The sequence below is a fragment of the Photobacterium sp. Hal280 genome, assembly GCF_037162255.1.
Lineage (GTDB): Bacteria > Pseudomonadota > Gammaproteobacteria > Enterobacterales > Vibrionaceae > Photobacterium.
The window spans coordinates 769,916-795,836 of the sequence record NZ_JARLUO010000005.1 but is presented as its reverse complement, the minus strand read 5'-3'; the positions used below and the strand labels follow the sequence as shown (position 1 = coordinate 795,836).

20 protein-coding genes, 19 tRNA genes and 2 pseudogenes are annotated in these 25,921 nt (G+C 52.5%); 39 read left to right on the top strand and 2 right to left on the bottom strand.

What is annotated here, in order from left to right:
* The first annotated feature begins 11 nt into the window (after positions 1 to 11).
* The 23 genes from ispE to P4S53_RS12945 all read left to right on the top strand — a co-directional run bounded on the left by ispE (position 12) and on the right by P4S53_RS12945 (position 6,249).
* Positions 12 to 875, top strand: a complete 864-nt coding sequence (gene ispE, locus P4S53_RS13055) for a 4-(cytidine 5'-diphospho)-2-C-methyl-D-erythritol kinase (protein ID WP_337112986.1) — start codon at positions 12 to 14, stop codon at positions 873 to 875.
* Positions 876 to 906: 31 nt separating this feature from the next.
* Entirely contained in the window at positions 907 to 1,854 is a 948-nt protein-coding gene (locus P4S53_RS13050; RefSeq protein WP_337112985.1) for a ribose-phosphate pyrophosphokinase, read from the top strand.
* Between the two features lie 125 nt (positions 1,855 to 1,979).
* Positions 1,980 to 2,570, top strand: a complete 591-nt coding sequence (pth, locus tag P4S53_RS13045) for an aminoacyl-tRNA hydrolase (RefSeq protein WP_337112984.1) — start codon at positions 1,980 to 1,982, stop codon at positions 2,568 to 2,570.
* Positions 2,571 to 2,640: 70 nt separating this feature from the next.
* On the top strand, positions 2,641 to 3,732 hold the full coding sequence (gene ychF / locus P4S53_RS13040; protein WP_337112983.1) for a redox-regulated ATPase YchF: 1,092 nt from the start codon (positions 2,641 to 2,643) through the stop codon (positions 3,730 to 3,732).
* A gap of 264 nt (positions 3,733 to 3,996) precedes the next feature.
* A tRNA-Met gene (locus tag P4S53_RS13035) sits at positions 3,997 to 4,073 on the top strand.
* Positions 4,074 to 4,110: 37 nt separating this feature from the next.
* Positions 4,111 to 4,195: transfer RNA gene (locus P4S53_RS13030), tRNA-Leu, on the top strand.
* A gap of 4 nt (positions 4,196 to 4,199) precedes the next feature.
* Positions 4,200 to 4,274: transfer RNA gene (locus tag P4S53_RS13025), tRNA-Gln, on the top strand.
* Between the two features lie 45 nt (positions 4,275 to 4,319).
* Positions 4,320 to 4,396 (top strand) — tRNA-Met (locus tag P4S53_RS13020).
* A gap of 41 nt (positions 4,397 to 4,437) precedes the next feature.
* Positions 4,438 to 4,524, top strand: a tRNA-Leu gene (locus tag P4S53_RS13015).
* A 78-nt stretch (positions 4,525 to 4,602) separates the two neighbouring features.
* Positions 4,603 to 4,677: transfer RNA gene (locus P4S53_RS13010), tRNA-Gln, on the top strand.
* A gap of 40 nt (positions 4,678 to 4,717) precedes the next feature.
* Positions 4,718 to 4,794: transfer RNA gene (locus P4S53_RS13005), tRNA-Met, on the top strand.
* 35 nt (positions 4,795 to 4,829) lie between these two features.
* A tRNA-Leu gene (locus P4S53_RS13000) sits at positions 4,830 to 4,916 on the top strand.
* A 32-nt stretch (positions 4,917 to 4,948) separates the two neighbouring features.
* A tRNA-Leu gene (locus P4S53_RS12995) sits at positions 4,949 to 5,033 on the top strand.
* A 3-nt stretch (positions 5,034 to 5,036) separates the two neighbouring features.
* Positions 5,037 to 5,111 (top strand) — tRNA-Gln (locus tag P4S53_RS12990).
* 85 nt (positions 5,112 to 5,196) lie between these two features.
* A tRNA-Leu gene (locus P4S53_RS12985) sits at positions 5,197 to 5,283 on the top strand.
* Positions 5,284 to 5,317: 34 nt separating this feature from the next.
* A tRNA-Leu gene (locus P4S53_RS12980) sits at positions 5,318 to 5,402 on the top strand.
* Positions 5,403 to 5,406: 4 nt separating this feature from the next.
* Positions 5,407 to 5,481, top strand: a tRNA-Gln gene (locus tag P4S53_RS12975).
* Between the two features lie 58 nt (positions 5,482 to 5,539).
* Positions 5,540 to 5,626 (top strand) — tRNA-Leu (locus P4S53_RS12970).
* Between the two features lie 55 nt (positions 5,627 to 5,681).
* Positions 5,682 to 5,756: transfer RNA gene (locus tag P4S53_RS12965), tRNA-Gln, on the top strand.
* 35 nt (positions 5,757 to 5,791) lie between these two features.
* Positions 5,792 to 5,868 (top strand) — tRNA-Met (locus P4S53_RS12960).
* A gap of 45 nt (positions 5,869 to 5,913) precedes the next feature.
* Positions 5,914 to 6,000, top strand: a tRNA-Leu gene (locus tag P4S53_RS12955).
* Positions 6,001 to 6,029: 29 nt separating this feature from the next.
* A tRNA-Gln gene (locus P4S53_RS12950) sits at positions 6,030 to 6,104 on the top strand.
* Between the two features lie 58 nt (positions 6,105 to 6,162).
* Positions 6,163 to 6,249: transfer RNA gene (locus P4S53_RS12945), tRNA-Leu, on the top strand.
* A 201-nt stretch (positions 6,250 to 6,450) separates the two neighbouring features.
* Here P4S53_RS12945 and P4S53_RS12940 read toward each other — a convergent pair.
* Positions 6,451 to 7,611 carry a 2-octaprenyl-3-methyl-6-methoxy-1,4-benzoquinol hydroxylase gene (locus P4S53_RS12940; protein WP_337112982.1) on the bottom strand — a complete coding sequence of 387 codons (1,161 nt, stop codon included), beginning with the start codon at positions 7,609 to 7,611 and terminating at the stop codon, positions 6,451 to 6,453.
* Positions 7,612 to 7,901: 290 nt separating this feature from the next.
* Here P4S53_RS12940 and miaB point away from each other — a divergent pair, with 290 nt between their 5' ends.
* The 5 genes and pseudogenes from miaB (at position 7,902) to lnt (ending at position 13,467) form a co-directional block, all read left to right on the top strand.
* Positions 7,902 to 9,326 carry a tRNA (N6-isopentenyl adenosine(37)-C2)-methylthiotransferase MiaB gene (gene miaB, locus P4S53_RS12935; RefSeq protein WP_337112981.1) on the top strand — a complete coding sequence of 475 codons (1,425 nt, stop codon included), beginning with the start codon at positions 7,902 to 7,904 and terminating at the stop codon, positions 9,324 to 9,326.
* Between the two features lie 75 nt (positions 9,327 to 9,401).
* Positions 9,402 to 10,465 (top strand): annotated as a pseudogene (locus P4S53_RS12930) (PhoH family protein).
* An 8-nt stretch (positions 10,466 to 10,473) separates the two neighbouring features.
* Positions 10,474 to 10,938, top strand: coding sequence for an rRNA maturation RNase YbeY (gene ybeY, locus P4S53_RS12925; protein ID WP_337112980.1), 465 nt, complete (start codon positions 10,474 to 10,476; stop codon positions 10,936 to 10,938).
* Between the two features lie 97 nt (positions 10,939 to 11,035).
* The gene (gene corC, locus P4S53_RS12920; RefSeq protein ID WP_027253808.1) at positions 11,036 to 11,908 is read left to right on the top strand and encodes a CNNM family magnesium/cobalt transport protein CorC; all 873 of its coding nucleotides are present in this window, start codon (positions 11,036 to 11,038) and stop codon (positions 11,906 to 11,908) included.
* The gene (gene lnt / locus P4S53_RS12915) at positions 11,908 to 13,467 is read left to right on the top strand and encodes an apolipoprotein N-acyltransferase (protein WP_337112979.1); all 1,560 of its coding nucleotides are present in this window, start codon (positions 11,908 to 11,910) and stop codon (positions 13,465 to 13,467) included. The genes corC and lnt overlap by 1 nt, the downstream gene beginning before the upstream one ends.
* Positions 13,468 to 13,532: 65 nt before the next feature.
* On the opposite strand, the gene P4S53_RS12910 is transcribed toward lnt, so the two are convergent.
* A complete protein-coding gene (locus P4S53_RS12910; RefSeq protein WP_027253806.1) occupies positions 13,533 to 14,015 on the bottom strand; it encodes a zinc ribbon-containing protein in 483 nt (160 codons plus the stop codon).
* Between the two features lie 214 nt (positions 14,016 to 14,229).
* On the opposite strand from P4S53_RS12910, the pseudogene leuS reads away from it, so the two are divergent.
* From leuS to lipB, 11 genes and pseudogenes are all read left to right on the top strand, one after another.
* Positions 14,230 to 16,805 (top strand): annotated as a pseudogene (gene leuS / locus P4S53_RS12905) (leucine--tRNA ligase).
* A gap of 79 nt (positions 16,806 to 16,884) precedes the next feature.
* Positions 16,885 to 17,532, top strand: coding sequence for an LPS-assembly lipoprotein LptE (locus P4S53_RS12900; RefSeq protein ID WP_337112978.1), 648 nt, complete (start codon positions 16,885 to 16,887; stop codon positions 17,530 to 17,532).
* Positions 17,529 to 18,560: a DNA polymerase III subunit delta gene (holA, locus tag P4S53_RS12895; protein WP_337112977.1), complete on the top strand. Its 1,032-nt coding sequence runs from the start codon at positions 17,529 to 17,531 to the stop codon at positions 18,558 to 18,560. Before P4S53_RS12900 ends, holA begins: the two co-directional genes overlap by 4 nt.
* Before the next feature lie 172 nt (positions 18,561 to 18,732).
* Complete coding sequence (gene rsfS / locus P4S53_RS12890) at positions 18,733 to 19,050, top strand: ribosome silencing factor (RefSeq protein WP_337112976.1); 318 nt, start codon at positions 18,733 to 18,735, stop codon at positions 19,048 to 19,050.
* Positions 19,051 to 19,057: 7 nt separating this feature from the next.
* On the top strand, positions 19,058 to 19,528 hold the full coding sequence (rlmH, locus tag P4S53_RS12885; protein ID WP_192014590.1) for a 23S rRNA (pseudouridine(1915)-N(3))-methyltransferase RlmH: 471 nt from the start codon (positions 19,058 to 19,060) through the stop codon (positions 19,526 to 19,528).
* Positions 19,529 to 19,533: 5 nt separating this feature from the next.
* The gene (gene mrdA / locus P4S53_RS12880; protein WP_337112975.1) at positions 19,534 to 21,471 is read left to right on the top strand and encodes a penicillin-binding protein 2; all 1,938 of its coding nucleotides are present in this window, start codon (positions 19,534 to 19,536) and stop codon (positions 21,469 to 21,471) included.
* Positions 21,468 to 22,589, top strand: a complete 1,122-nt coding sequence (gene mrdB, locus P4S53_RS12875) for a peptidoglycan glycosyltransferase MrdB (protein ID WP_337112974.1) — start codon at positions 21,468 to 21,470, stop codon at positions 22,587 to 22,589. The genes mrdA and mrdB overlap by 4 nt, the downstream gene beginning before the upstream one ends.
* A complete protein-coding gene (locus P4S53_RS12870) occupies positions 22,589 to 23,401 on the top strand; it encodes a septal ring lytic transglycosylase RlpA family protein (RefSeq protein WP_337112973.1) in 813 nt (270 codons plus the stop codon). Before mrdB ends, P4S53_RS12870 begins: the two co-directional genes overlap by 1 nt.
* Positions 23,402 to 23,552: 151 nt before the next feature.
* Complete coding sequence (locus tag P4S53_RS12865; protein WP_337112972.1) at positions 23,553 to 24,728, top strand: serine hydrolase; 1,176 nt, start codon at positions 23,553 to 23,555, stop codon at positions 24,726 to 24,728.
* A gap of 157 nt (positions 24,729 to 24,885) precedes the next feature.
* Complete coding sequence (gene ybeD / locus P4S53_RS12860) at positions 24,886 to 25,161, top strand: DUF493 family protein YbeD (protein ID WP_027253797.1); 276 nt, start codon at positions 24,886 to 24,888, stop codon at positions 25,159 to 25,161.
* A gap of 115 nt (positions 25,162 to 25,276) precedes the next feature.
* Complete coding sequence (gene lipB, locus P4S53_RS12855; protein WP_192014584.1) at positions 25,277 to 25,921, top strand: lipoyl(octanoyl) transferase LipB; 645 nt, start codon at positions 25,277 to 25,279, stop codon at positions 25,919 to 25,921.

Genomic DNA, 25,921 nt, shown 5'->3' with positions numbered 1-25,921 from the left:
GCATTCAAAAAATGATCACACACACTACAAGCTGGCCAGCACCCGCTAAACTTAATCTGTTTCTCTACATCACGGGACAACGTCCGGACGGTTATCATGAACTGCAAACCTTGTTTCAGTTTTTAGATTACGGTGATACCTTGTCGATCACAGCGCGATCCGACGCGCAGATTACCCTGACCCCGGCGATAGAGGGTGTGCCACTTGAGCAAAATCTGATTTACCGCGCCGCGGATGCCCTGCGCAAACAAACTGGCCTTCAGGCAGGGGCTGATATTCACATTGACAAGATTTTGCCCATGGGAGGCGGCCTGGGCGGCGGCTCATCAAATGCAGCGACAACCTTGGTCGCATTAAACTATTTATGGCAAACCGGATTAAGCCCAGACGAACTGGCTGATATCGGTTTGACACTGGGGGCGGATGTGCCCGTGTTTGTCCGTGGTTTCAGTGCATTTGCCGAAGGGATCGGAGAAAAACTCCAACCCGCGCAACCGGAAGAAAAGTGGTATCTGGTTGCCAAGCCAGATGTCGCCATTGCAACTGCAGAAATATTCACAGCGCCCGATCTAACCCGAAACACGCCAATACGGCCTTTATCTGCGTTATTAGGCGGCAATTACGAAAACGATTGCGAAAAAATCGTCAGAAGAATTTACCCTGAGGTTGATAAGGCGCTTTCGTGGCTGTTAGAATACGCGCCGTCGAGATTGACCGGCACTGGCGCTTGTGTTTTTGCTGAATTTAGCTCTCAGCAAGCGGCTACTGCAACCCTGAAAAAATTACCCGACTGGCTCCAAGGTTTTGTCGCCAAAGGGGTGAATCATTCACCTTTGATGGCCGCCCTGAGCGGACATGCTGCGGAAAGTCAGTAAATACAACTTGGACGCAATTGAGGTTTACCCCGTGCCTGATATGAAGCTGTTTGCTGGTAACGCTACACCAGAGCTAGCCCAACGCATCGCTGACCGTCTTTACATTTCACTTGGAGACGCGACAGTGAACCGTTTCTCCGATGGTGAAGTCTGTGTTCAGATTAATGAGAACGTTCGCGGCAGCGACGTCTTTATCATCCAATCGACTTGCGCCCCAACCAACGATAACCTGATTGAACTGGTCGTAATGATCGACGCCCTGCGCCGTGCTTCTGCTGGTCGTATCACAGCGGTTATCCCTTACTTTGGCTATGCCCGCCAAGATCGTCGCGTCCGTTCTGCTCGTGTGCCTATTACGGCGAAAGTTGTGGCTGATTTCCTGTCCAACGTGGGTGTTGACCGCGTGCTGACTGTTGATCTGCATGCCGAGCAAATTCAGGGCTTCTTTGATGTGCCGGTAGACAACATCTTCGGTTCACCCGTCCTGCTGGAAGACATGCTGGCAAAAGAGCTGATAGATCCAGTCGTGGTTTCTCCAGACATTGGTGGTGTTGTCCGTGCCCGTGCAACAGCCAAACTGATGGATGACACAGACATTGCGATCATCGACAAGCGTCGCCCGCGCGCCAACGTGTCACAGGTGATGCACCTGATTGGCGATGTTGAAGGCCGTGACTGCATCATTGTTGATGACATGATCGACACCGGCGGTACGCTGTGTAAAGCCGCTGAAGCGCTGAAAGAGCGTGGTGCGAAGCGTGTGTTCGCTTACGCGACCCACCCAGTTTTCTCAGGCAATGCACCGGAAAACATCAAAAACTCTGTGATTGATGAAGTGATCGTCACCGATTCCATCCCACTGTCTCAGGCCATGCTGGATACAGGTAAGGTCTCTGTGCTGACGCTGTCTGGTATGCTGGCTGAAGCGATTCGCCGCATCAGCAACGAAGAGTCTATCTCTGCGATGTTTGAGCACTAATCGCTCAGCGAACAGAATGACAGCCAACACGCCCCGCCCTGTGCGGGGCGTGTTTGTTTTTATTTATCTCTGCAGCAGTGTTAACATAGCGCGCGATTTGATCCCGATGACATAGAGAGACCAGCGTGAGTCAAAAAATCCGTTTACTGGTTGGCCTGGCAAACCCGGGTCCGGAATATGCCAAAACCCGTCACAATGCGGGTGCCTGGGTCGTGGAAGAGTTGGCACGGATCCACAATATCAGCCTGAAAAACGATCCCAAGTATTTTGGCTTAACCGGCAGGATCCAGCTGAATGGTGACGATCTGCGTTTGCTGATCCCCACTACCTTTATGAATCTGTCTGGTAAATCCGTTTCCGCACTGGCGAATTTTTATCAAATATCGCCGGAAGAAATCCTGGTTGCCCATGACGAGCTGGATTTGCCCCCTGGTGTTGCCAAGTTTAAACAAGGCGGCGGCCACGGTGGCCATAATGGGTTAAGGGATATCATCAGCAAGCTGAGCAACAACAAAAACTTTTACCGTCTTCGGGTGGGCATTGGTCATCCCGGCGACAAAAATAAAGTGACTGGCTTCGTATTGGGTAAAGCCCCCGCCAGCGAACAATCTCTGATTGACGCCGCGGTAGACGAATCCGTTCGCTGCCTTGATATCTGGCTGAAAGACGGCCTGACCAAGGCACAAAACCGGCTACATTCATTCAAAGCCGAATAAGTTCATACAGACTTTTTCATCATCCCGCACAATGCCGGATGCCAGAAACATCACTAAAGGGTTTCAAGCCATGGGTTTTAAATGTGGTATCGTGGGCCTGCCAAACGTAGGTAAATCCACACTTTTCAATGCGTTGACTAAAGCGGGTATCGAAGCCGCTAACTTCCCGTTCTGTACGATTGAACCAAACACGGGTGTGGTGCCTGTACCGGATCTTCGTCTGGATAAACTGGCTGCGATTGTCAACCCGGAGCGTATCCTGCCGACCACGATGGAATTCGTGGACATCGCCGGTCTGGTTGCCGGTGCGTCCAAAGGTGAAGGTTTAGGGAATAAATTCCTGGCCAACATCCGTGAAACCGATGCGATTGGCCACGTGGTTCGCTGCTTCGAAAACGACAACATCGTGCACGTTGCGGGCAAGATCAACCCATTAGCAGACATCGAAATCATTAATCTGGAACTGGCTCTGGCGGATCTGGATACCTGTGAGCGAGCCATTCAGCGTCAGGCCAAACGTGCCAAGGGCGGTGATAAAGATGCGAAATTCGAAATCACAGTGCTGGAAAAAATGCTGCCAACCCTGACTGAAGGTGGCATGGCGCGAGCGGTCGAGCTGACCAAAGAAGAACAAGCCGCGATTGATTACCTGAACTTCCTGACCCTGAAACCGACCATGTATATCGCGAACGTCAGCGAAGACGGCTTCGAAAATAATCCGTTCCTGGATATGGTGATTGAGCACGCCAGTAAAGAAAACGCGGTCGTTGTTCCTGTCTGTGCTGCTATCGAATCAGAAATTGCTGAATTGGATGATGCGGATCGTGAAGAGTTCCTGGCTGATCTGGGCATTGAAGAGCCGGGCCTGAACCGTGTGATTCGCTCTGGCTACGAGCTGCTGAATCTGCAGACTTACTTCACCGCCGGTGTGAAAGAAGTTCGCGCCTGGACGATCCCGATTGGTGCCACCGCCCCTCAGGCTGCCGGTAAGATCCACACCGACTTTGAAAAAGGCTTTATCCGTGCCGAAGTGGTCGGTTATGAGCACTTCATCGAGTTTAACGGTGAAAACGGCGCGAAAGAAGCCGGTAAATGGCGTCTGGAAGGGAAAGATTACATCGTGAAAGATGGCGATGTTGTCCACTTCCGCTTTAACGTTTAACGGGACACCAACATCCGATACAAGGCCGACTTCTGTCGGCCTTTTTCATTCTTACTCCTTTTACTGTTTCTTTTTTACCCTGTAAATCACACGTCTAGCATGGCATTCGGCCATTTCGTCCAAATAACCATCGAACAGGCAGATTTTACGGGGATAATTAAAAAAACTATTGACGCTCAAAGCTGGTATACGCATAATGCGCCCCGTTCCCGAGACAGCAACCCTGTATTGGACAGCGCCTGCGCTGGCTGTTTCGGACACGTTGGCTACGTAGCTCAGTTGGTTAGAGCACATCACTCATAATGATGGGGTCACAGGTTCAAATCCCGTCGTAGCCACCATATCACCACTTGAAATGGTGATAAAAAACAGTAAGATGCGGAAGTGGCGAAATTGGTAGACGCACCAGATTTAGGTTCTGGCGCCGCAAGGTGTGAGAGTTCAAGTCTCTCCTTCCGCACCATTTTAGGGCTATCGCCAAGCGGTAAGGCAGCGGCTTTTGATGCCGCCATCCCCTGGTTCGAATCCAGGTAGCCCTGCCATCTTACTCAGCGTGGACATGTTTGTCGGCGTGATAAAAATTGAATGGCTACGTAGCTCAGTTGGTTAGAGCACATCACTCATAATGATGGGGTCACAGGTTCAAATCCCGTCGTAGCCACCATAAATTCATCATTCGAAGATGAATCGTTCACCCAGCGTATTGCGGTGGTGGCGGAATTGGTAGACGCGCTAGCTTCAGGTGCTAGTGCCCGCAAGGGCGTGAGAGTTCAAGTCTCTCCCTCCGCACCAATCTCTGAGGTGAACACTTAAGAAGTGGACAAGTAACCATTTCTTGCTTGAATTGCACAATTCTTTGTGACATTCTGCAGGGCTATCGCCAAGCGGTAAGGCAGCGGCTTTTGATGCCGCCATCCCCTGGTTCGAATCCAGGTAGCCCTGCCACATTACTTGACGTAGGCAACGCCGGCGTTTAACACAAAGTGGCTACGTAGCTCAGTTGGTTAGAGCACATCACTCATAATGATGGGGTCACAGGTTCAAATCCCGTCGTAGCCACCATTCTCACAATGGTGAGAAAAAAGATGTCATTCCACGCGGTGGTGGCGGAATTGGTAGACGCGCTAGCTTCAGGTGCTAGTGTCCGCAAGGACGTGAGAGTTCAAGTCTCTCCCTCCGCACCAATGACATCCTAGCCTTCACAGGCAGACAATTTGCGGAAGTGGCGAAATTGGTAGACGCACCAGATTTAGGTTCTGGCGCCGCAAGGTGTGAGAGTTCAAGTCTCTCCTTCCGCACCATTTAGGGCTATCGCCAAGCGGTAAGGCAGCGGCTTTTGATGCCGCCATTCCCTGGTTCGAATCCAGGTAGCCCTGCCATGTTTCAGGTTTCGACCAATGTGTCGGGATCTTCCCTGTCAGCAGGGACCCGGGTGAGTTTCACCCAGAAAGAAAAGTCACACATGCGGTGGTGGCGGAATTGGTAGACGCGCTAGCTTCAGGTGCTAGTGTCCGCAAGGACGTGAGAGTTCAAGTCTCTCCCTCCGCACCAGTGACTTTTCAGATGTTGATACATCATACAATTTGCGGAAGTGGCGAAATTGGTAGACGCACCAGATTTAGGTTCTGGCGCCGCAAGGTGTGAGAGTTCAAGTCTCTCCTTCCGCACCATTTTAGGGCTATCGCCAAGCGGTAAGGCAGCGGCTTTTGATGCCGCCATTCCCTGGTTCGAATCCAGGTAGCCCTGCCATATTGATGCTGACCTTTAGTGTCAACAAAGTTAGAGACACAGTCTCTTTCACCATGTTGCGGTGGTGGCGGAATTGGTAGACGCGCTAGCTTCAGGTGCTAGTGTCCGCAAGGACGTGAGAGTTCAAGTCTCTCCCTCCGCACCAACTTTTTAGTTGTGAGTGAAAGTTAACACAACTTAGATCTGAAAAGATCACCAGCAGGGCTATCGCCAAGCGGTAAGGCAGCGGCTTTTGATGCCGCCATTCCCTGGTTCGAATCCAGGTAGCCCTGCCATTAACAACACGCTGTTTAAATAGCGTTTTGAAAATGGCTACGTAGCTCAGTTGGTTAGAGCACATCACTCATAATGATGGGGTCACAGGTTCGAATCCCGTCGTAGCCACCATTTTCATCCCCTACCATGGTTGAAAATGGCAAAGAGTCAATACACGCGGTGGTGGCGGAATTGGTAGACGCGCTAGCTTCAGGTGCTAGTGCCCGCAAGGGCGTGAGAGTTCAAGTCTCTCCCTCCGCACCAATTGACTTTTGAAATAATTTTGAGACTTTAGGGCTATCGCCAAGCGGTAAGGCAGCGGCTTTTGATGCCGCCATTCCCTGGTTCGAATCCAGGTAGCCCTGCCATATTGATGCTGACCTTTAGTGTCAACAAAGTTAGAGACACAGTCTCTTTCACCATGTTGCGGTGGTGGCGGAATTGGTAGACGCGCTAGCTTCAGGTGCTAGTGTCCGCAAGGACGTGAGAGTTCAAGTCTCTCCCTCCGCACCAACTTCCTGTTCAAACAGGGGGTTGTAAAATACTTTGGTATTACTTGCTGTAATATCGATAAAAAAACCAGCGCTTGGGCTGGTTTTTTTGTACCTGAAAAACACAGCCCGCTCCAACGCCTCTCTTTGTTCAGGTCTCTTTTCACACGCAGTAAAAAAGCCACACAGCGGTGGCTTATACAATCGAATAAAAACAATAAACTTACAATCCTAGCGCATACTTCAGCACTTGATGTTTCAGCGGTCCGGTATGCTCGGCCAGTTTCAGGCCAAGATTTCGCAGCAAGGAAACGGGTTTCAGATCATTACTGAAGGCACAGTAAAACACATCCATCCCGGTCTGCATCATCAGGTTATCGGGCCTGCGCCGCCTCTGGTAGCGCAGGAGAACCTGCTGTTCGAACCAGTACTCGCCGCCATGTGCCATTTCATCCAGCAGTACATCAACATCTTTAAAACCAAGGTTCACACCCTGCCCCGCCAGCGGATTGATGGTATGGGCGGCATCGCCCAGCAAGACGATCCCGTCTTTATAGTAAGACTGGGCGTGGCGACGTGTCAGCGGAAAACTGCCTTTGTTCAGCACACGAACGTCGCCGAGTTCTGGCGGAAATTCATTCCGCACAGCCTGCTCCAGTTGTTCCGCAGACATGGCCGATAACTGTTTGATCCGCTGAGGACTGTCATACCAGACCAGCGATCCGCGGTGCCCCGGCATCGGCAGGAAAGAGCGAGGGCCGTGCGGCGTAAACTGCTGCCAGGTAATATCCTGCTGGGGCAAAGCAGTTTCAACATTGATCAGCATGCAATGCTGACGATAATCCCAGGCCGTCACCCCGATATTAGCCTGCTGGCGAACGCGGGAATTGGCACCATCGGCGCCCACCAGCCAGCGGGTTTGCAGTACCTGACCGTTATCCAGTGTAACCAGGTACCCTTGATCGGTACGCTGAAAATGCGCTAAACGGGCCGGACAGATCAGTGACAGATTGGGATAAGCCTCAAACGCCTGCCACAGACCCAGCTGAATCACACGGTTTTCCACCATAAAGCCCAGCTCAGCTAAGCCAAGGTCACTGGCATGAAACCGGGTGCGGCATTCCGGGTGCTCCCAGGTTTCCAGACGCCGGAAAGGACACATCCTCATGGCCTGGATATGTGGCCATGCACCCAGGCGGTTCAGCAGGGTGACCGACTGAGCAGAAATGGCTGACACACGCAGATCCATCTCCTGTGCGGCGTCAAAAGGCACCGGAGGCTGACTTTCAATCACCGCCACGCTGCGTCCCTGCCGGGCCATTCCCAATGCTGCCGCTGCACCCACCATGCCGCCGCCAGCAATCACAATATCAAACTGTTCCATGCAGGTATCTCATCTCATTACTCTGCCGACATTCTAACGGCTTTACGCGGGTTTACTACACTCAACATTTTCTGCGGCCTCTTTTCTGTCATGTTTGGTACTGAAGCTTGATCTGTGCCAATTGCCACCGGCCAGAGATGCGCCTGCTGCTGATTTTATAATCAGCATGGATGATCTGGTCACGCCGTGTCGAAAGCAGTACAATACGCGGCTTGCAATTTAAGGCGACCTCTGACGCTGCAAACGCAACGTAAATGCACTGAATTAACACGACGAGTGAAGAGTTAGACATGGCGAAGAAACTGCTTATCAAAACCTGGGGTTGTCAGATGAATGAATACGATTCATCCAAGATGGCCGATCTTCTCAACGCCAATGGCGGTTATGAATTAACAGAAGAACCAGCAGAAGCCGATGTACTGCTACTGAACACCTGCTCTATTCGCGAAAAGGCACAGGAAAAAGTCTTCCACCAGCTGGGCCGCTGGAAAACGCTGAAAGATAAAAAACCAGGCCTGGTGATTGGCGTGGGCGGCTGTGTTGCCACTCAGGAAGGGGATTCCATCCGGCACCGTGCACCCTATGTGGATGTGATCTTTGGCCCGCAAACGCTGCACCGTTTGCCTGAAATGATCAGCAAGTCGCAGTCTTCCGATGCACCGGTCATGGACATCTCTTTCCCGGAAATCGAGAAATTCGACCGCTTGCCAGAGCCGCGGGCCGAAGGCCCGACCGCGTTCGTGTCTATCATGGAAGGTTGTTCTAAATACTGTACTTTCTGCGTGGTGCCCTACACCCGCGGGGAAGAAGTCAGCCGCCCGCTGGATGACGTGCTGTTTGAAATCGCGCAATTGGCAGAGCAAGGTGTCCGTGAAGTCAACCTGCTGGGCCAGAATGTGAACGCCTTCCGTGGTGAAACCCATGACGGCGAGATTGCAACATTCGCTGAATTGCTGCGTCTGGTAGCCGCGATTGACGGTATCGACCGCATCCGCTATACCACCAGCCACCCGATTGAGTTCACCGACGACATCATTGCCGTTTATGAAGACACGCCGGAAGTCGTCAGCTTCCTGCACCTGCCGGTTCAGAGCGGTTCAGACCGTATTCTGGCGATGATGAAACGTCCGCACACTGCCATCGAATACAAGTCCAAGATCCGCAAGCTGCGTAAGGCTCGCCCGGACATTACCATCAGCTCCGACTTTATCGTGGCTTTCCCGGGTGAATCCGATCAGGACTTTCAGGACACCATGAAACTGATCCGCGATGTCGACTTTGACATGAGTTTCAGCTTCATTTATTCAGCCCGTCCGGGGACTCCCGCGGCCGACTATCCTTGTGATCTGTCTGAAGACGTGAAGAAAGCGCGTTTGTATGAACTGCAGCAGCAGATCAATGCACAAGCGATGCGTTACTCCCGTCAGATGCTGGACACTGAACAGCGTATTCTGGTGGAAGGGCCATCGAAAAAGAACATCATGGAGCTGCGCGGCCGGACTGAGAACAACCGTGTGGTGAACTTTGAAGGTTCAGTGGATTTGATCGGCCAATTTGTTGATGTCAGAATCACGGATGTCTTCAACAATTCCCTGCGTGGTGAGCTTGTCCGCACTGAAGCCGACATGAACCTGCGTATTGCCATGTCCCCCAGCGAGGTCATGGAGAAAACCCGTAAAGAAGATGAAATAGGTGTAGGCGTTTATACTCCTTAATAAGAGGACAGAAATTTCTGCCTGTGCCCAACTATTCCGGCCACCCGTCACAGTGGGTGGCCCACAGAGAGGCAAATCTTGAGCAAAATTATTACTGTTGAACTGAATCTCGAACCCGCCGATAACCACCGCCTGGCCAGCCTTTGCGGTCCTTTCGACGACAATATCAAGCAGCTGGAACGCCGTCTGGGCGTTGAAATTAACCACCGCAGCCACAATTTCAGCATCGTGGGTCAGCCACATACTGCCGAAGCCACCGCCAATATCCTGAAGAATCTGTATGTTGACACCGCACCGGTGCGCAACGTGATCCCGGATATTGAACCTGAGCAGATTCATCTGGCGATTAAAGAATCGGGCGTGCTGGAGCAAGATGTGAGTTCAAGCATCCCTTACGGCAAAGAAATTCACATCAAGACCAAGAAAGGCGTCATCAAGCCGCGGACACCGAACCAGGCCCAGTACATTGCCAATATGGTCGGTCACGATATCACCTTCGGGATTGGTCCTGCCGGTACGGGGAAAACCTACCTGGCGGTTGCCGCTGCGGTTGATGCGCTGGAGCGCCAGGAAATCCGCCGTATTCTGCTGACCCGCCCTGCCGTAGAAGCCGGTGAAAAACTGGGCTTCCTGCCGGGCGATCTGAGCCAGAAGGTCGATCCGTATCTGCGCCCGCTTTACGATGCCCTGTTTGAAATGCTGGGTTTTGAGCGGGTAGAAAAACTCATTGAGCGTAATGTCATTGAAGTGGCACCGCTGGCGTACATGCGCGGCCGGACGCTGAACGATGCCTTCATTATTCTGGATGAAAGCCAGAATACGACTGTAGAGCAGATGAAAATGTTCCTGACCCGGATCGGCTTTAACTCGCGTGCCGTGATCACCGGTGATGTGACCCAGATCGACTTACCACGCGGTGCGCGCTCCGGTCTGCGCCACGCGATTGAAGTGCTGGCCGATGTGGATGAAATCAGCTTTAACTTCTTTCAGGCCACTGACGTGGTTCGCCACCCTGTGGTGGCACGTATCGTCCAGGCGTATGAAGCCTGGGAGAGCGAAGATCAAAAACAAAAAAACTGGCTGAACAACGCCGTCGCGACCAGCAGGAAGCGCGCCAGGCCAGTCCTGAAACGGAATAATCGTACAGATGTCAATTTATCTGGATTTACAGCTTGCCACCGCTGATGAGAGTGGCATGCCGACAGAGGCTGACTTTCAGCGCTGGCTGGAAGCAGCGGTGGCCCCGTTTCAAACCGAAGCCGAAGTGACTGTACGTTTGGTTGATGAAGCCGAAAGCCAGGCGCTGAACAGTGAATACCGGGGCAAAGACAAGCCGACCAATGTGCTGTCTTTTCCGTTTGAAGCGCCTCCGGGTGTGGAACTGGAGCTGCTGGGCGATCTGATTATCTGTCGTCAGGTGGTTGAAAGTGAGGCTCTGGAGCAGAGTAAACCCTTGTTTGCCCACTGGGCACATATGGTTGTACACGGCTCACTTCATCTGCTAGGTTATGACCATATTGATGACGAAGAAGCCGAAGAAATGGAAGCCCTGGAAACCGAGATAATGCAAGGTTTAGGGTTTGCCAATCCTTACGAAGCTGACCAATACTAACATCAGCTTGTGGCTGTCTTTGGCTAAGATACTGTCGGCTGCGCCTGTGGCGGCGCCGACCTTCCGTGGCTCTGTCCACATATTTGAATAGAAAGCAATGAACGACGATAACCCCCAAAATTCTGACGGTCCGAGTCGAAAGACCTTCTTTGAACGTATTGGCCAGCTCTTTCAGGGCGAACCTCAGAATAAGGAAGAACTGGTCGATGTGATCCGTGATTCCGAAGAAAATGATCTGATTGATCATCACACACGCGACATGCTCGAAGGTGTGATCCAAATTTCTGAGATGCGGGTTCGGGATATCATGATTCCCCGCTCCCAAATGACAACCATAGAACGTTCACAGAAGGTTGAAGACCTCATTGATATCATTGTTGATGCCCAGCACTCACGCTACCCGGTCATCAGTGATGATAAAGACCACGTTGAAGGTATTCTTCTGGCAAAAGATCTGCTGCGCTACCTGCGCCCGGACAGCGAGCCATTTGACCTCAGCGCCATTCTGCGCCCGGCGGTTGTTGTGCCGGAGAGCAAGCGGGTCGATCGCCTGCTGAAAGAATTTCGGGAAGAACGCTACCACATGGCCATCGTGGTCGATGAATTTGGTGGCGTCTCCGGCTTGATCACTATTGAGGATATTCTGGAGCAAATCGTTGGTGAAATCGAAGATGAATTCGACGACGAGGAAGAACAGGACATCCGTCAGCTCAGTAAGCACACCTGGAATGTGAAGGCATTGACCACGATTGATGACTTCAACAAGCTGTTCCAGACCAACTTCAGTGCGAACGATATCGACACCATAGGCGGACTGGTCATGACCAGCTTTGGTCACCTGCCTGCCCGTGGTGAAGTGGTCGAGCTGGAAGGCTATGCGTTCAAAGTCACCGCCGCAGACAGCCGCCGGGTCATACAACTACAAGTGACAGTGCCGCAGGAGGCACACCAACCAACGATGACGCCCTGATGAGACGAATCGACAATCTAAACCTGACAGGACGGCTGCTACTGGCCGTCCCTTCCGGCGCACTGGCAACCTTGTCTTTCGCCCCTTATAAGCTCTGGTACCTCGCCCCGCTCTCCCTGATTATTTTCTTTACCCTGCTGCAGAATCAACGCCCTAAAACCGCCTTCTGGACAGGTTTGTCATGGGGGTTAGGATTATTCGGCAGCGGCGTTTGGTGGGTCCATGTCAGCATTGCCGACTTTGGCGGCATGCCCGTCATTGCCGGTCTGTTCCTGATGGTGCTGCTGGTCGGTTATCTGGCGCTCTACCCTGCTGTGTTTGGCGCCTTGTTTGCCCGGTTCGGTCAAGGCAGGCCTTTCCACCAGCTGATGCTGCTGGGCCCGGTTTTCTGGCTGCTGCTGGATTGGGTCAGAGGCTGGTTGTTTACCGGCTTTCCCTGGTTATGGATGGGTTACGGGCAAATTCACGGCCCGCTGGCCAGTTTCGCGCCGATCCTGGGGGTTGAAGGCCTGACGCTGGCACTGGTGCTGAGCTGTGGCGCACTGGTCGCCGCCGGTTATTACCGCAACTGGCGCCCCTTGACCGTACCGGTTCTGGTCTTGCTGCTGGCGTATCAGGCCAAGGGCATTGAATGGGTTCAGCCTGAACCGTACAAACCGGTCAAGGTCGCGCTGGTGCAAGGCAATGTCCCGCAGGCTCTGAAGTGGCAGCCTGAGCAGCGCTGGCCCACCCTGATGAAATACTTAGATCTCACCCGCGAAAACTGGGATGCCGATATTATTATCTGGCCGGAAGCGGCAATTCCCGCGCTGGAAAAACAGGTGGAAACCTTCCTCAGTCATCTCGATGAAGCCGCCCGTTTAAATCAAAGTGCAGTGATTACAGGTGTACTTGATAAAACCGAACAGGGTGAGTTTTTCAACAATATACTGACGCTGGGTATCAACCGTGACGGTGAATACCACTACGATAGCGCCAGCCGGTACAGTAAACACCATTTGCTGCCGTTCGGTGAATTTGTGCCTTTCGGTGATTTACTGCGCCCGATTGCCCCGTTTTTCAATCTGCCGATGTCCTCATTCAGCCGCGGCAGTTTTGTCCAGACCAATCTGGAAGCTAAAGGTTATGCGCTGGCTCCGGCCTTGTGCTATGAAATCGCCTTCAGCGAGCAGGTTCGCCAGAATGTGGGCATGGACACCGACATGCTGCTGACCTTGTCCAATGACGCCTGGTTCGGCCGCTCGATTGGCCCGCATCAGCACATGGAAATCGCCCAGATGCGGGCACTGGAGACAGGGAAACCTTTGCTGCGTGCCACCAACACAGGCGTGACCGCCGTGGTTGATCACCAGGGTCAAATCATTGCCGAGCTGCCACAGTTCGAAACCGGTGTCCTGCGTGCCACTGTGACCCCGACCAAGGGTCTGACACCCTACACCACGCTGGGCAGCTGGCCATTGTACTTGTATTTACTCTGGTCCGTTGCCGTTTCCTGGCTGCTGATTAAACGCCGCCGGGGCGATTTCAGGGACACTTCCCCGCAAGAAGGCGTCCACTAAATCAAACGCAGATCCAACCAGACAGGGAGCAACCAGCTCCCTGTCACTTGTCAGCAGTACCTGTTTTACGGCGCCAGAGGCTGACGGGTGAACTGGGTGTGCCCACACTTAGTACAGGGCTCAATCGTCCGCACGTGCGTGTACTGTTCATGATGTCCGCACTGCTCACAGACCAGATTCCCCAAACCAACCACCTCACCGGCTTTATAGATACCCTGGTGCTTGATATCGTCCATGACCTCTAACCATTCCAGCTGGGTCTTATCGGTTACTTCCGCCAACCCCTCCCAAATCGTCTCAGTCACCAGTTTGTAAAACGGACTTTCAGAGAAAGGGGTCGGGCTTTCCTGCACATTTTGCCCGAATTCTTTCAGATCCCGTTTGAAATACGCACGGATCAGCGCCAGTTCATCTTTGGTCATGTCACTGGCCGCGGTGCGATACTTTTCACTGGTATCAATCCAATGTTTCAGCTCATCAGGGCTATGCTTGAGGGCTTCCGTGATCTCTTCCAACATAGATTCATACGCATCTTTTTCTTTAGCCATGTGAGTTTCTCCTAGGCTTAATCCGCCGGACATAGGCACCCTGACACATACCTCAGCGTCAGTAACCAGCCCGGCACGGGCAATCCGTGGCTGAATGATGAGAATAACCGGCCTATTCGGCCTCAGCTATTGTTGCTACCTTTACCTTTAGTTATTCTATGTCGATTATTTTGACTGTGTTTGTATTAACTCACAACGATTCCGGAAGTCATCGATGCAAGAACAATACCGTCCACAGGACATTGAACCGCAAGTTCAAGCACATTGGGACAACAACCAAACCTTTGTTGTAAGTGAAGACCCTAATAAAGAAAAATTCTACTGTCTCTCCATGTTCCCGTACCCAAGTGGACGTCTGCACATGGGCCACGTGCGTAACTACACCATCGGTGATGTGATTTCCCGTTATCAGCGCCTGCAAGGCAAGAATGTGATGCAGCCAATCGGCTGGGACGCATTCGGCCTGCCAGCAGAAAATGCCGCGGTGAAGAACAACACCGCCCCTGCGCCGTGGACTTACGAAAACATCGACTACATGAAGAACCAGCTGAAATTACTGGGCTTTGGTTACGACTGGAACCGTGAGTTTGCTACCTGTACCCCGGAATACTACCGCTGGGAACAGGAATTCTTTACCAAGCTGTATAATAAAGGTCTGGTCTATAAGAAAACCTCTTCCGTGAACTGGTGCCCGAATGACCAGACAGTACTGGCCAACGAGCAGGTTGAAGACGGCTGCTGCTGGCGTTGTGATACCCCGGTAGAGCAAAAAGAAATTCCGCAGTGGTTTATTAAAATCACGGCCTACGCCCAGGAGTTGCTGGACGATCTGGACAACCTGGAAGGCTGGCCTGAGATGGTCAAAACCATGCAGCGCAACTGGATTGGCCGCTCAGAAGGTGTTGAGCTGTCCTTCGCCGTTGAAGGCCAGGACACACCGCTGGAAGTCTATACCACACGTCCGGATACCCTGATGGGGGTGACTTACGTCGGCATCGCAGCCGGTCATCCTCTGGCTGATCTGGCCGCCAAAAACAATCCTGCACTGGCAGCCTTCATTGAAGAATGTCGTAACACCAAAGTGGCAGAGGCCGAACTGGCGACCATGGAGAAGAAAGGTATGGCCACTGGCCTGTATGCCGTTCACCCGCTCAATGGCCGCCGCGTGCCGGTTTACGTCGCTAACTTCGTGCTGATGGACTACGGCACAGGCGCCGTGATGGCCGTACCTGCCCACGATCAGCGTGACTTTGAATTCGCCACCAAATACGGCCTGGATATCGTTCCGGTGATCAAGCCGGCCGACGGCAGCGAACTGGATATCAGCGAAGCAGCTTACACCGAAAAAGGCGTCTTGTTTGACTCGGGCGAATTCGACGGTCTGGATTTCCAGGCGGCGTTCGATGCGATTGCCGCCAAACTGGAAGCCGAAGGAAAAGGCAAGAAAACCGTCAATTTCCGCCTGCGTGACTGGGGGTTTCCCGCCAGCGTTACTGGGGCGCACCGATTCCTATGGTCACCACAGCAGACGGCGAAGTGCATCCTGTCCCTGCCGATCAGTTGCCGGTGATCCTGCCGGAAGATGTGGTAATGGACGGTGTGACCAGCCCGATCAAAGCAGACAAAAGCTGGGCAGAAACCACCTTTAACGGTGAACCGGCGCTACGTGAAACCGATACCTTCGACACCTTTATGGAATCGTCCTGGTATTACGCGCGTTACTGTTCACCTCAGGCGGACGAAATGCTGGACTCTGATGCCGCCAACTACTGGCTGCCGGTTGACCAGTACATCGGCGGGATTGAACACGCCTGTATGCACCTGCTCTACTCCCGCTTCTTCCACAAACTGCTGCGCGACAGCGGTATGGTGACCAGCGACGAGCCGTTCAAACAGCTGTTATGTCAGGGTATGGTGCTGGCAGATGCCTTCTACTACACCAGTGACAAAGGCGCCAAAGTCTGGGTCTCGCCAACAGAGGTGACGCTGGAGCGTGACGAGAAAGGCCGCATTACCAAAGCCACTGACGAGCATGGTAACGAGCTGGTGCACTCCGGCATGACCAAGATGTCGAAGTCGAAAAACAACGGTATCGACCCGCAGGAAATGGTTGATAAGTACGGTGCGGATACCGTGCGTCTGTTCATGATGTTTGCTTCTCCTGCTGATATGACGCTGGAGTGGCAGGAGTCAGGTGTGGAAGGGGCCAACCGCTTCCTGAAACGTGTCTGGAAACTGGTGTTTGAACATACCGCCAAAGGTGCGGTCGAAGCACTGGATGCTTCAGCACTGAACGCCGATCAGAAAGCGCTGCGTCGTGATGTGCACAAAACCATTGCCAAAGTCAGCGATGATATTGGCCGTCGTCAGACATTCAACACAGCTATCGCAGCGATCATGGAACTGATGAACAAGCTGGGTAAAGCCCCGCAAGACAGTGCCCAGGATCGTGCCCTGCTGGACGAAGCCCTGAAAGCGGTTGTCCGTATGCTGTACCCAATCACCCCGCATATCTGCTTTGAACTGTGGCATGCACTGGGTGAGTCTCAGGTGGATCATGCTGACTGGCCGGTTGCCGATGACAGCGCGATGGTGGAAGATGAGAAACTTATCATCGTTCAGGTGAACGGCAAGCTACGCGCCAAGCTGACTGTGGCGGCAGATGCCGGCAAAGATCAGGTCGAAGCACTGGCACTGTCAGACGAGAACGTCACGAAATTCACCGACGACAAAACCATTCGTAAGGTGATTTACGTACCGGGCAAGCTGCTGAACATTGTTGCCAACTAACAGGCATGCCAACAACGCCTTCCCAGTGGGAAGGCGTTTTCTCTTTCACTCTCGAATTTGTTACTAAGGAGTAGACACGGTGAGCGCAGCGTCATCTCTTCTGTCCCGTTTCCGTCTGGTCTTTGTCGTCGTACTGGCGCTGGCCACTGCATCATGCGGCTTCCATTTACGTGGTAACTACATGCTGCCCGACGATATTGCCCGCCTGTCTCTGACCAGCTTTGATAAATACGGTCCCCTGACCCGTATGGTGAAATCCCAGTTCAAACTGCACGGTATTGAAGCTGTGCCGCCATCATCTCAGGTGCCCAATCTGCACCTGCTCAGCGAGTCTCTGGGGGAACGCACCTTATCCTTGTACCAGAACAGCCGGGCTGCCGAATACGAACTGACCTATACCGTCAGCTATCAGGTGGTGGTGCCTGATAAAGGGGCCAAGCGTTTTACCACCAAAGTGAACCGCAGTTTTCTGGATAACCCGCTAACCGCACTGGCAAAGTCGGTGGAGCGCGATATGCTACAGGATGAGATGCGCCAGCAGGCCTCGCGCCAGATTATGCGTCAGCTGGCCCGTCTGACCGCCGACCTGAATCACTCAGATGCTGACGATGCGGACTTCCCGGCCAGCGACACCAACGGCAGTGTCACCACGATTGAGACAGAAACCGATGCCGATAAACAGGCCGCCGATCAGATGTTCAACACCATGGACAGCACGGCGCAATGAGGATCTACCCGGAACAATTGGCTGAGCGGTTAAAACAAGGCTTAGCCTCCGCTTACCTGCTTGCAGGCAACGAACCTTTGCTGTTACAGGAAACGGCTGACCGGGTGCGCCAACAGGCCAGAGACGGCGGTTTTCTCGAGCGCCACAGCTACAGCATCGATAATCAGCTGGACTGGAACGAGGTGCTGGATAATTGCCAGGCGCTGAGCTTGTTCTCTTCACGCCAGATCATCGAACTGACCATGCCGGACAGCGGTATCACTGCGGCTCAGGCCAAATCGCTGCAAACGGTGATTGATGCCTTGCACCCGGATATCCTGCTGCTGGTGCAGGGCCCGCGCCTCAATAAAAAACAAGAAAGCAGCGCTTGGTTTAAAGCGCTCACGGCTCAGGGCATCTATGTGCCCTGTAATACGCCAGACGCCCGTCAGCTCCCCCGTTTCATCCAGCAACGTTGTCAGCAACTGGGACTGAATGCCGATGCAGAAACCATACAGATCCTGGCACAGTGGCATGAAGGGAACCTGCTGGCACTGGCACAGAGCCTGCACAAACTCACCCTGATTTATCCTGACGGCACCCTGACCGTGCCCCGGATTCAGGAGGCGCTCAGCCGTCATAATCACTACACCCCGTTTCAACTGCTGGATGCCCTACTGGCCGGTCAGGCAAAGCGCAGTCAGCGCATTGTGCGCCAGCTCGAAGCCGAAGGTGTCGAAGCCATTATTGTTCTGCGTACCTTACAGCGTGAACTGACCCAGCTGTACCGTATGCAGGAAATGGGTCAACAGGGCATTCCCCTCAACCGGATTCTTGAGAATTTTCGGGTTTGGCAAAACCGGCGTGAACTCTATGTCGGCGCCTTGCACCGATTACCTTTACCGGCCCTGCTAAAAGCTATCCAACAACTCAGCCAGCTTGAACGTCAGGCTAAAACTGACTATGACACCAGTGTCTGGCCCGGTTTAAGCACATTATGCGCCATGATGTGCGGGCTAAGTAAGGGCTTACCTTTGCAGCCACACTGACCTCGCTGGCAAATTATTGTTAAAACTGGCTGATGCTCAAAAAATCTGTACATCACGGCACCATGCAAGCGTCAGCCAGAATTGAGCATGGTATACTCCAGCGTTAAAATGTGAACCCGATCGGCTCACCTGACTCTAATCACAAGAGAAGACTGAATTGAGGGAGACCCCTTTGCAGCTACAAGAACTACACGACTTCATCATTGACAAAATTGATGACATGAAAGCCCTCGACATCGTGACTCTGGATGTTCGCGGCAAATCCAGCATTACTGATCTCATGGTCGTTTGTACCGGTACTTCAAACCGCCACGTCGCTTCGATTGCAAACAATGTCAACACCGCCTCCAAACTGATAGACTTCCCGCCGTTTGGTATCAGTGGCGAAGAAGACGCTGAGTGGGTCGTGGTTGATTTGGGAAGCGTCATGCTGCACATCATGCAAGAAGATGCGCGTCAGCTTTACCAACTGGAGAAGCTTTGGGGCTAACTGACGGATGAAGTTGCAACTGATCGCGGTCGGCACAAAAATGCCTAAATGGGTAGAAACCGGCTTTGAGGAATACCGCCGCCGTTTTCCTAAAGATATGCCGCTGGAGCTGATTGAAATTACAGCCGGCAAACGGGGTAAAAATGCTGATATTGCCCGCATTCTGCAAAAAGAAGGCGAGGCCATGCTGGCTGCCGTTGCCAAAGGCAACCGCATTGTCACCTTAGATATTCCGGGCAAACGCTGGGACACAGAACAGCTGGCCGATCAGATGGAAAGCTGGAAACTGGACGGTCGGGATGTGTCTATCCTGATTGGCGGACCCGAAGGTCTGGCGCCGGCCTGTAAAGCCGCTGCAGAGCAAAGCTGGTCCCTGTCTCCGTTAACGCTGCCACATCCGCTGGTGCGTATTGTGATGGCCGAAAGCCTTTACCGGGCCTGGAGCATCACAGCCAACCACCCATACCACAGGGAATAGACGGCATGCGCAGAAAGCGACTTCAGATCCGGGATCATCAGGCAGAATCGTCTCTGTTTTTCAGACGAGCGGTCTTCTCCTTTGTCGGTATCTTTGCTTTGATTGGCGTGCTGATTGCTAATCTCTATCACATTCAGGTCCGTGAGTTTGAAGATTATCAGACCCGCTCCAATGACAACCGCATCAAAATCGTTCCCGTCTCACCTAACCGCGGCATGATTTACGACCGTAACGGGGTATTACTGGCCGAAAACAGGCCCGTGTATTCGCTGGAAGTGATCACAGAGAAAGTCCCGGATCTGGATGAGACCTTTGGCCGTCTGAAATCGCTGCTGGGAATCACAGAGGAAGAGATTGAACGCTTTGACAAAGAGCGTCGCCGTACCCGGCGTTTTAACTCTGTTCCGCTGCGTAACCAGCTGACCGAAAAAGAAGTTGCCCTGTTCTCCGTGAATCAGCACCGTTTTCCGGGTGTTGAGGTTAAAGCCTACCTGAAACGTTACTACCCTTACGGTGACGCGCTCACCCATGTCCTTGGTTATGTTGCAAAAATCAACGACAGGGACTTGGAAATGCTGGACAGGGAAGATCGCCTGAACAACTACAAAGCCACCCGGGATATCGGCAAGCTGGGCATTGAAAAATACTATGAAGACTTGCTGCACGGCACCTCAGGCTACCAGGAAGTCGAAGTCAACAGCCGCGGCCGTATTATCCGCACCCTGAAATATGTACCGCCTGTGCCGGGCAAAGATCTGCGCCTGAATCTGGATATTGATCTGCAGCTGTATGTCAAAGAGCTGCTGACTGAAAAGAAAATCGACCCGGAAACCGGCGAAGAATTCACCAAGGTGAAGCGGGGATCTGTGGTGGTGATGGATCCCAAAGATTCCTCCGTGCTTGCTATGGTTTCCAGTCCGAGTTATGACCCGAATCTGTTCGTGCATGGCATTTCTTCGAAACAGTACAGCGAATTACTCAATGACAAAGACAGGCCGCTGGTGAACCGGGTTACCCTGGGGATTTATCCGCCGGCTTCCACCGTCAAACCCGCGATTGCTGTGGCGGCCTTAGCCGAAGGCGTCATCACCACACGGACGACACGCAACGATCCTGGCTACTGGAAAATCCCGAATACCAACAGCCGGCCATTCCGTGACTGGCTGCGCTGGGGTCACGGTAAAGTAAGCATTCACAAAGCCATTGAAGAGTCCGTCGATACCTTTTTCTATCAGATTGCCTATGACATGGGCATCGACAGGCTGTCTACGTGGATGAGCAAGTTTGGCTACGGTGAATATACCGGAATTGATATTGCCGAAGAAAGCAAAGCCAACATGCCGACCCGCGAATGGAAACAGGCCCGTTTTCGCCAGCCCTGGTATCAGGGCGACACCATTCCTGTCGGGATCGGACAAGGTTACTGGACATCGACGCCACTGCAAATCGCCAAAGCGACCACAGTGCTGGTCAATGACGGCGTCGTCAGAGCACCGCATTTGCTGAAAAGCATTATGGATGCCGACGGTGAAACCCCCGCCAAATATGAAGTTTTTCCGCCCATTACCGGTGTCGATCCAAAATACTGGCAGGTCGCCAAAGATGGTATGTACCGGGTACTGCACGGCAGTCGCGGAACGGCAAGACGCGCTTTCTATGGCGCAGAATACAAAGCTGGCGGTAAATCCGGTTCAGCCCAGGTCTTCGGACTGGCTGAAGATGAAGAATATAATGCCGAAGAGCTTGAAGAGCATCTGCGAGATCACGCGCTGTTCACCGCTTTTGCCCCCTTTGAGCATCCTGAATACGTCGTGGCCATGGTGCTTGAAAATGCCGGCGGCGGTTCCAGTAATGGCGGCCCGGTCGCAAGGCAGATTTTCGACCATATGCTGCTCAATCACGATGACAAAGATAAATCGACATTGGCTGAGGTTTCGCAATGAGTATCATGGCAGCGACAGGCAGCAAAGCCACCTTGAGTGATCGCCTGCATATCGACGTTCCTTTATTACTGGGGATCCTGACGCTGATGGGATTCGCCCTGGTCGTCATGTACAGTGCCAGCGGCCAGAACCTTGACATGATGGAACGCCAGGCAGTCCGTATGCTGCTGTCTCTGGCGGTGATGTTCATCCTGGCCCAGATTGCTCCTCGCCACTATGAAGCCTGGGCTCCCTATCTGTTCGGGGTCGGCTTACTGCTGCTGGTGGGAGTACTGCTGGTGGGCGAAATCTCCAAAGGAGCACAACGCTGGCTGGATCTGGGCGTCGTCCGTTTCCAGCCATCTGAATTGATCAAGCTGGCCGTCCCCTTGATGGTGGCCCGTTTTATCGGAAACCACCCGCTGCCCCCCAGCCTGAAAAATATCATCATCGCAACCCTGATGATTTTCGTGCCAACCATTCTTATTGCCAAACAACCCGATCTTGGCACATCGATCCTGATCGCCGCATCCGGGATATTTGTGCTTTTTCTGTCCGGCATCAGCTGGCGGATTATTATTTTTGCCGGCATGCTGATCGGTGCGTTCATCCCGGTGCTCTGGTTCTTCCTGATGCACGATTATCAGCGCACCCGGGTGCTGACACTGTTTAATCCGGAGTCCGATCCACTTGGTGCGGGTTATCACATCATTCAGTCGAAAATTGCCATTGGCTCAGGCGGGATTACCGGCAAAGGCTGGCTCCACGGCACCCAGTCACAGCTGGAGTTTTTGCCGGAACGTCACACCGACTTCATTTTTGCCGTCATCGCCGAGGAATGGGGATTGTCCGGGGTCATCGGCCTGCTGGCGCTGTATCTGTTCGTGATCGGCCGCGGGCTGCTGCTGGCCAGCCGGGCACAAACCGCCTTTGGCCGTATGATGGCAGGCAGTATCGTATTGAGCTTTTTTGTTTATGTATTCGTCAATATTGGCATGGTCAGTGGCTTATTGCCTGTGGTCGGTGTTCCGCTGCCCCTGGTCAGCTACGGCGGTACCTCCATGGTCACCCTGATGGCAGGTTTCGGTATCCTGATGTCTATCCACACCCACAGAAAAATGTTGTCCAAGGCTAACTGATGCACACAGTGTCCAAATCACTCGCTTTTTCACTCAGTGTCACCCTGCTCATGGCAGGGTGCAGCACCACTCACTCAGATCGCTATCAGATAAAAGATGACCGCGCGCCAGAGAGCTCCCCGACCCTGGATCACATTGAAGATGCACAGCCAAGGTACGAACCCAAAAGTCTGGCCGGCAACAAGGATTACACGCTGAGAGGCCAGGCCTACACCATTGTCCCGGCGGAGCAGCCTTTTAGCGAAGAAGGGCTGGCCTCATGGTACGGCAAAAAGTTTCATGGTCACAAAACGTCTAATGGCGAAATTTATGACATGTATTCAATGACAGCTGCGCATAAAACCTTACCGTTACCCAGCTATGTCAGAGTTACCAATACCAGTAATGGCAAAAGTGCCATTGTCCGGGTCAACGACCGCGGCCCGTTCCATGAGGGGCGTATCATCGATCTCAGTATGGCAGCAGCCACCAAACTCGACGTGGTAGGTCACGGCACGGCGCCGGTCAAAATTGAGCTGTTGCAGATGCCCCAGCCAGATTCAACTGCAGAATGGCAAAGCGCAAATCCCAAATGGTTCTTTGTGCAATTGGCGGCCTTTAGTGATCCCAATAAAGCCCAGCTCGCCGCCCAGAAGCTCAAATCAGAGTTCAATACCCAGGTGGATGTCAAAAAAGCCGAGTCCGCTGCCGTCTATCGGCTTCGCCTGGGTCCGTACCTCGACTCAGGCGAAGCTGAGGTACAGAGAAATAAAGCCAGGGCAAGCCAATTCCCGGAAGCATTTGTCGTTTCAGAACAACGTGAATTGAACTAATTTGTCAGGGCAAAGTCTGACAAAAGAATGTAAAAATTTCACAAGATTCCTCAATGGACCACTATTCCTCTGGTTGAGAACTGTTTAAACAAGCTCAATCTGATATAGTGGTTCCAATTTTTTGATATCCGTAACCCAAGTAACATATATCATGAATAAATCTGCTGCATTTTTTCGCTCTGTCGCTGTTTCAACCGCTTTACTGACTAGTCTTTCAGCGGCCGCGGCGCCCGCCGTCGTTCCAGAAGCCCCGCAGATAGCCGCTAAAGGTTATGTCCTGATGGATTACCATTCAGGCAAAATTCTTGCCGGGCAAAAAGAATACGATAAAATTCCACCTGCAAGCCTGACTAAAATGATGACCAGTTATGTGATCGGTCAGGAAATCAAACGCGGTAACATCTCTATGGATGATACTGTTGTGATCAGCAAAAATGCCTGGGCAAAAAATTTCCCGGGTTCATCAAAAATGTTCATTGAAGTGGGCAGCGAAGTAAAAGTCGCTGACTTGAACCGTGGCATTATTATTCAGTCTGGCAATGATGCCTGTGTGGCCATGGCTGAACATGTCGCCGGTTCAGAAGACTCGTTCGTTGATCTGATGAATGGCTGGGCGAAATCGCTGGGCATGGATTCAACACACTTCGCCAATGTTCACGGCCTGGACAACGACAAACTGTACACCACGCCTTATGACATGGCCTTGCTGGCACAGGGGCTGATCCGTGATGTGCCGGATGAGTTTGCCATCTATAAGGAAAAATCATTCCGTTACAACGGTATTGAGCAGTTTAACCGTAACAGCCTGCTGTGGGACAAAAGCCTCAATGTTGACGGCCTGAAAACCGGCCATACAGACAACGCAGGTTACAGCCTGGTCAGCACCGCCACTGAAGGTCAGATGCGCCTGATTGCGGTCGTGATGGGAACCAAAAGCGCCAATGCCCGTAAGGCTGAGAGTAAGAAGTTACTGAACTACGGTTTCCGCTTCTTCGAAACCGTTTCGCCGCATAAAGCGAACGAAACCTTTGTCACCGAAAAAGTCTGGATGGGCGACAACGATGAAGTCTCCCTGGGCGTCAGTCAGGATACTTTCGTGACCTTGCCTCGCGGTTCAGCCAAAGATCTGAAAGCTAACTTTGTGCTGGAAAAAGAGTTAAAGGCCCCGATCCATAAAGGCGACGTGGTCGGTAAACTTTACTACCGCCTGGGTGATGAAGACGTGGCTGAATATCCGCTTCTGGCGCTGAATGAAGTCAACGAAGGCAGCATTTTCAGCCGCTTAATTGACTACATAGTCTTGCTCTTTAAAGGCTGGCTAAGCTAAGCCATCGCTTTTGAAAAAGGACAGCCTCGCTGTCCTTTTTCTTTTGACCGCTGCGGCCTGCTGCCCTGCCCCGATGCTTGACTTGTGTTATGGACTGCGAGCCATTAATATGCTGCCCTAAATTGTGATATACCGCATACCTTCCTGGGAGTTCAGCATGCAACAGCAAGAACAGCCAAAACTTAAAGATTTACTCGAGTTCCCTTGTCAGTTCTCTTTCAAGGTCATGGGCTTTAACAAGCCTGAGCTGCCTGATTTGGTGGTGGGCGTTGTCCAGCGTCATGCGCCTGGCGATTATACCCCGACCGTTAAACCAAGCGGAAAAGGGACCTACAGTGCCGTGTCTATCACTATCACAGCGACCCATATTGAGCAGGTTGAAACCCTGTACAAAGAGCTGGGTGAAATCGACATTGTTCGCGTCGTGCTCTGATACCTGGTCTTACCGAGTAATTGGCGGCTGAAATTTTAGCCGCCACGATTTATAATGCACCATTATTGGTCTCGAATGGCTCTCAACAGAGACCGACAGACAACATGGGTGAAATGTGCAACGAAATCTCATTGTCCGCAATCTGGGCCTGACAGACTATTCTGTTACTTATGAGGCCATGCATCACTTTACCGCCAACCGTGATGACGATACGGTCGACGAAATCTGGCTGGTTGAGCACCTTCCCGTCTTTACACAGGGTCAGGCTGGCAAAGCTGAACACGTGCTCAATCCCGGCGACATCCCGATTTTTCAGAGTGACCGTGGCGGACAGGTGACCTATCATGGTCCCGGACAGCAAATGATGTATCTGTTGATTGACCTGCGTCGCCATAAACTTGGCGTCCGAGAACTGGTCACGCACATTGAAAACACCGTAATCAATACGCTATCCCGCTTCGGTGTAGCGTCCAACGCCCGTCCTGATGCACCTGGCGTGTATGTCGACGGTAAAAAAATCTGCTCACTCGGCCTACGTATCCGTCGCGGCTGTTCTTTTCATGGTCTGGCTCTGAATGTCGACATGGATTTAACACCTTTTCTGCGTATTAATCCCTGCGGTTATGCGGGTATGGAAATGACTCAGCTGGCCAGGCTAAATGGCCCTACAGAACTGGCTGACGTGCAACCTGTACTTGTCGATGAGTTAGTGAAACTGCTCGATTACCAGAGCATAGAGTGGACAACGGAAAGCAATTAA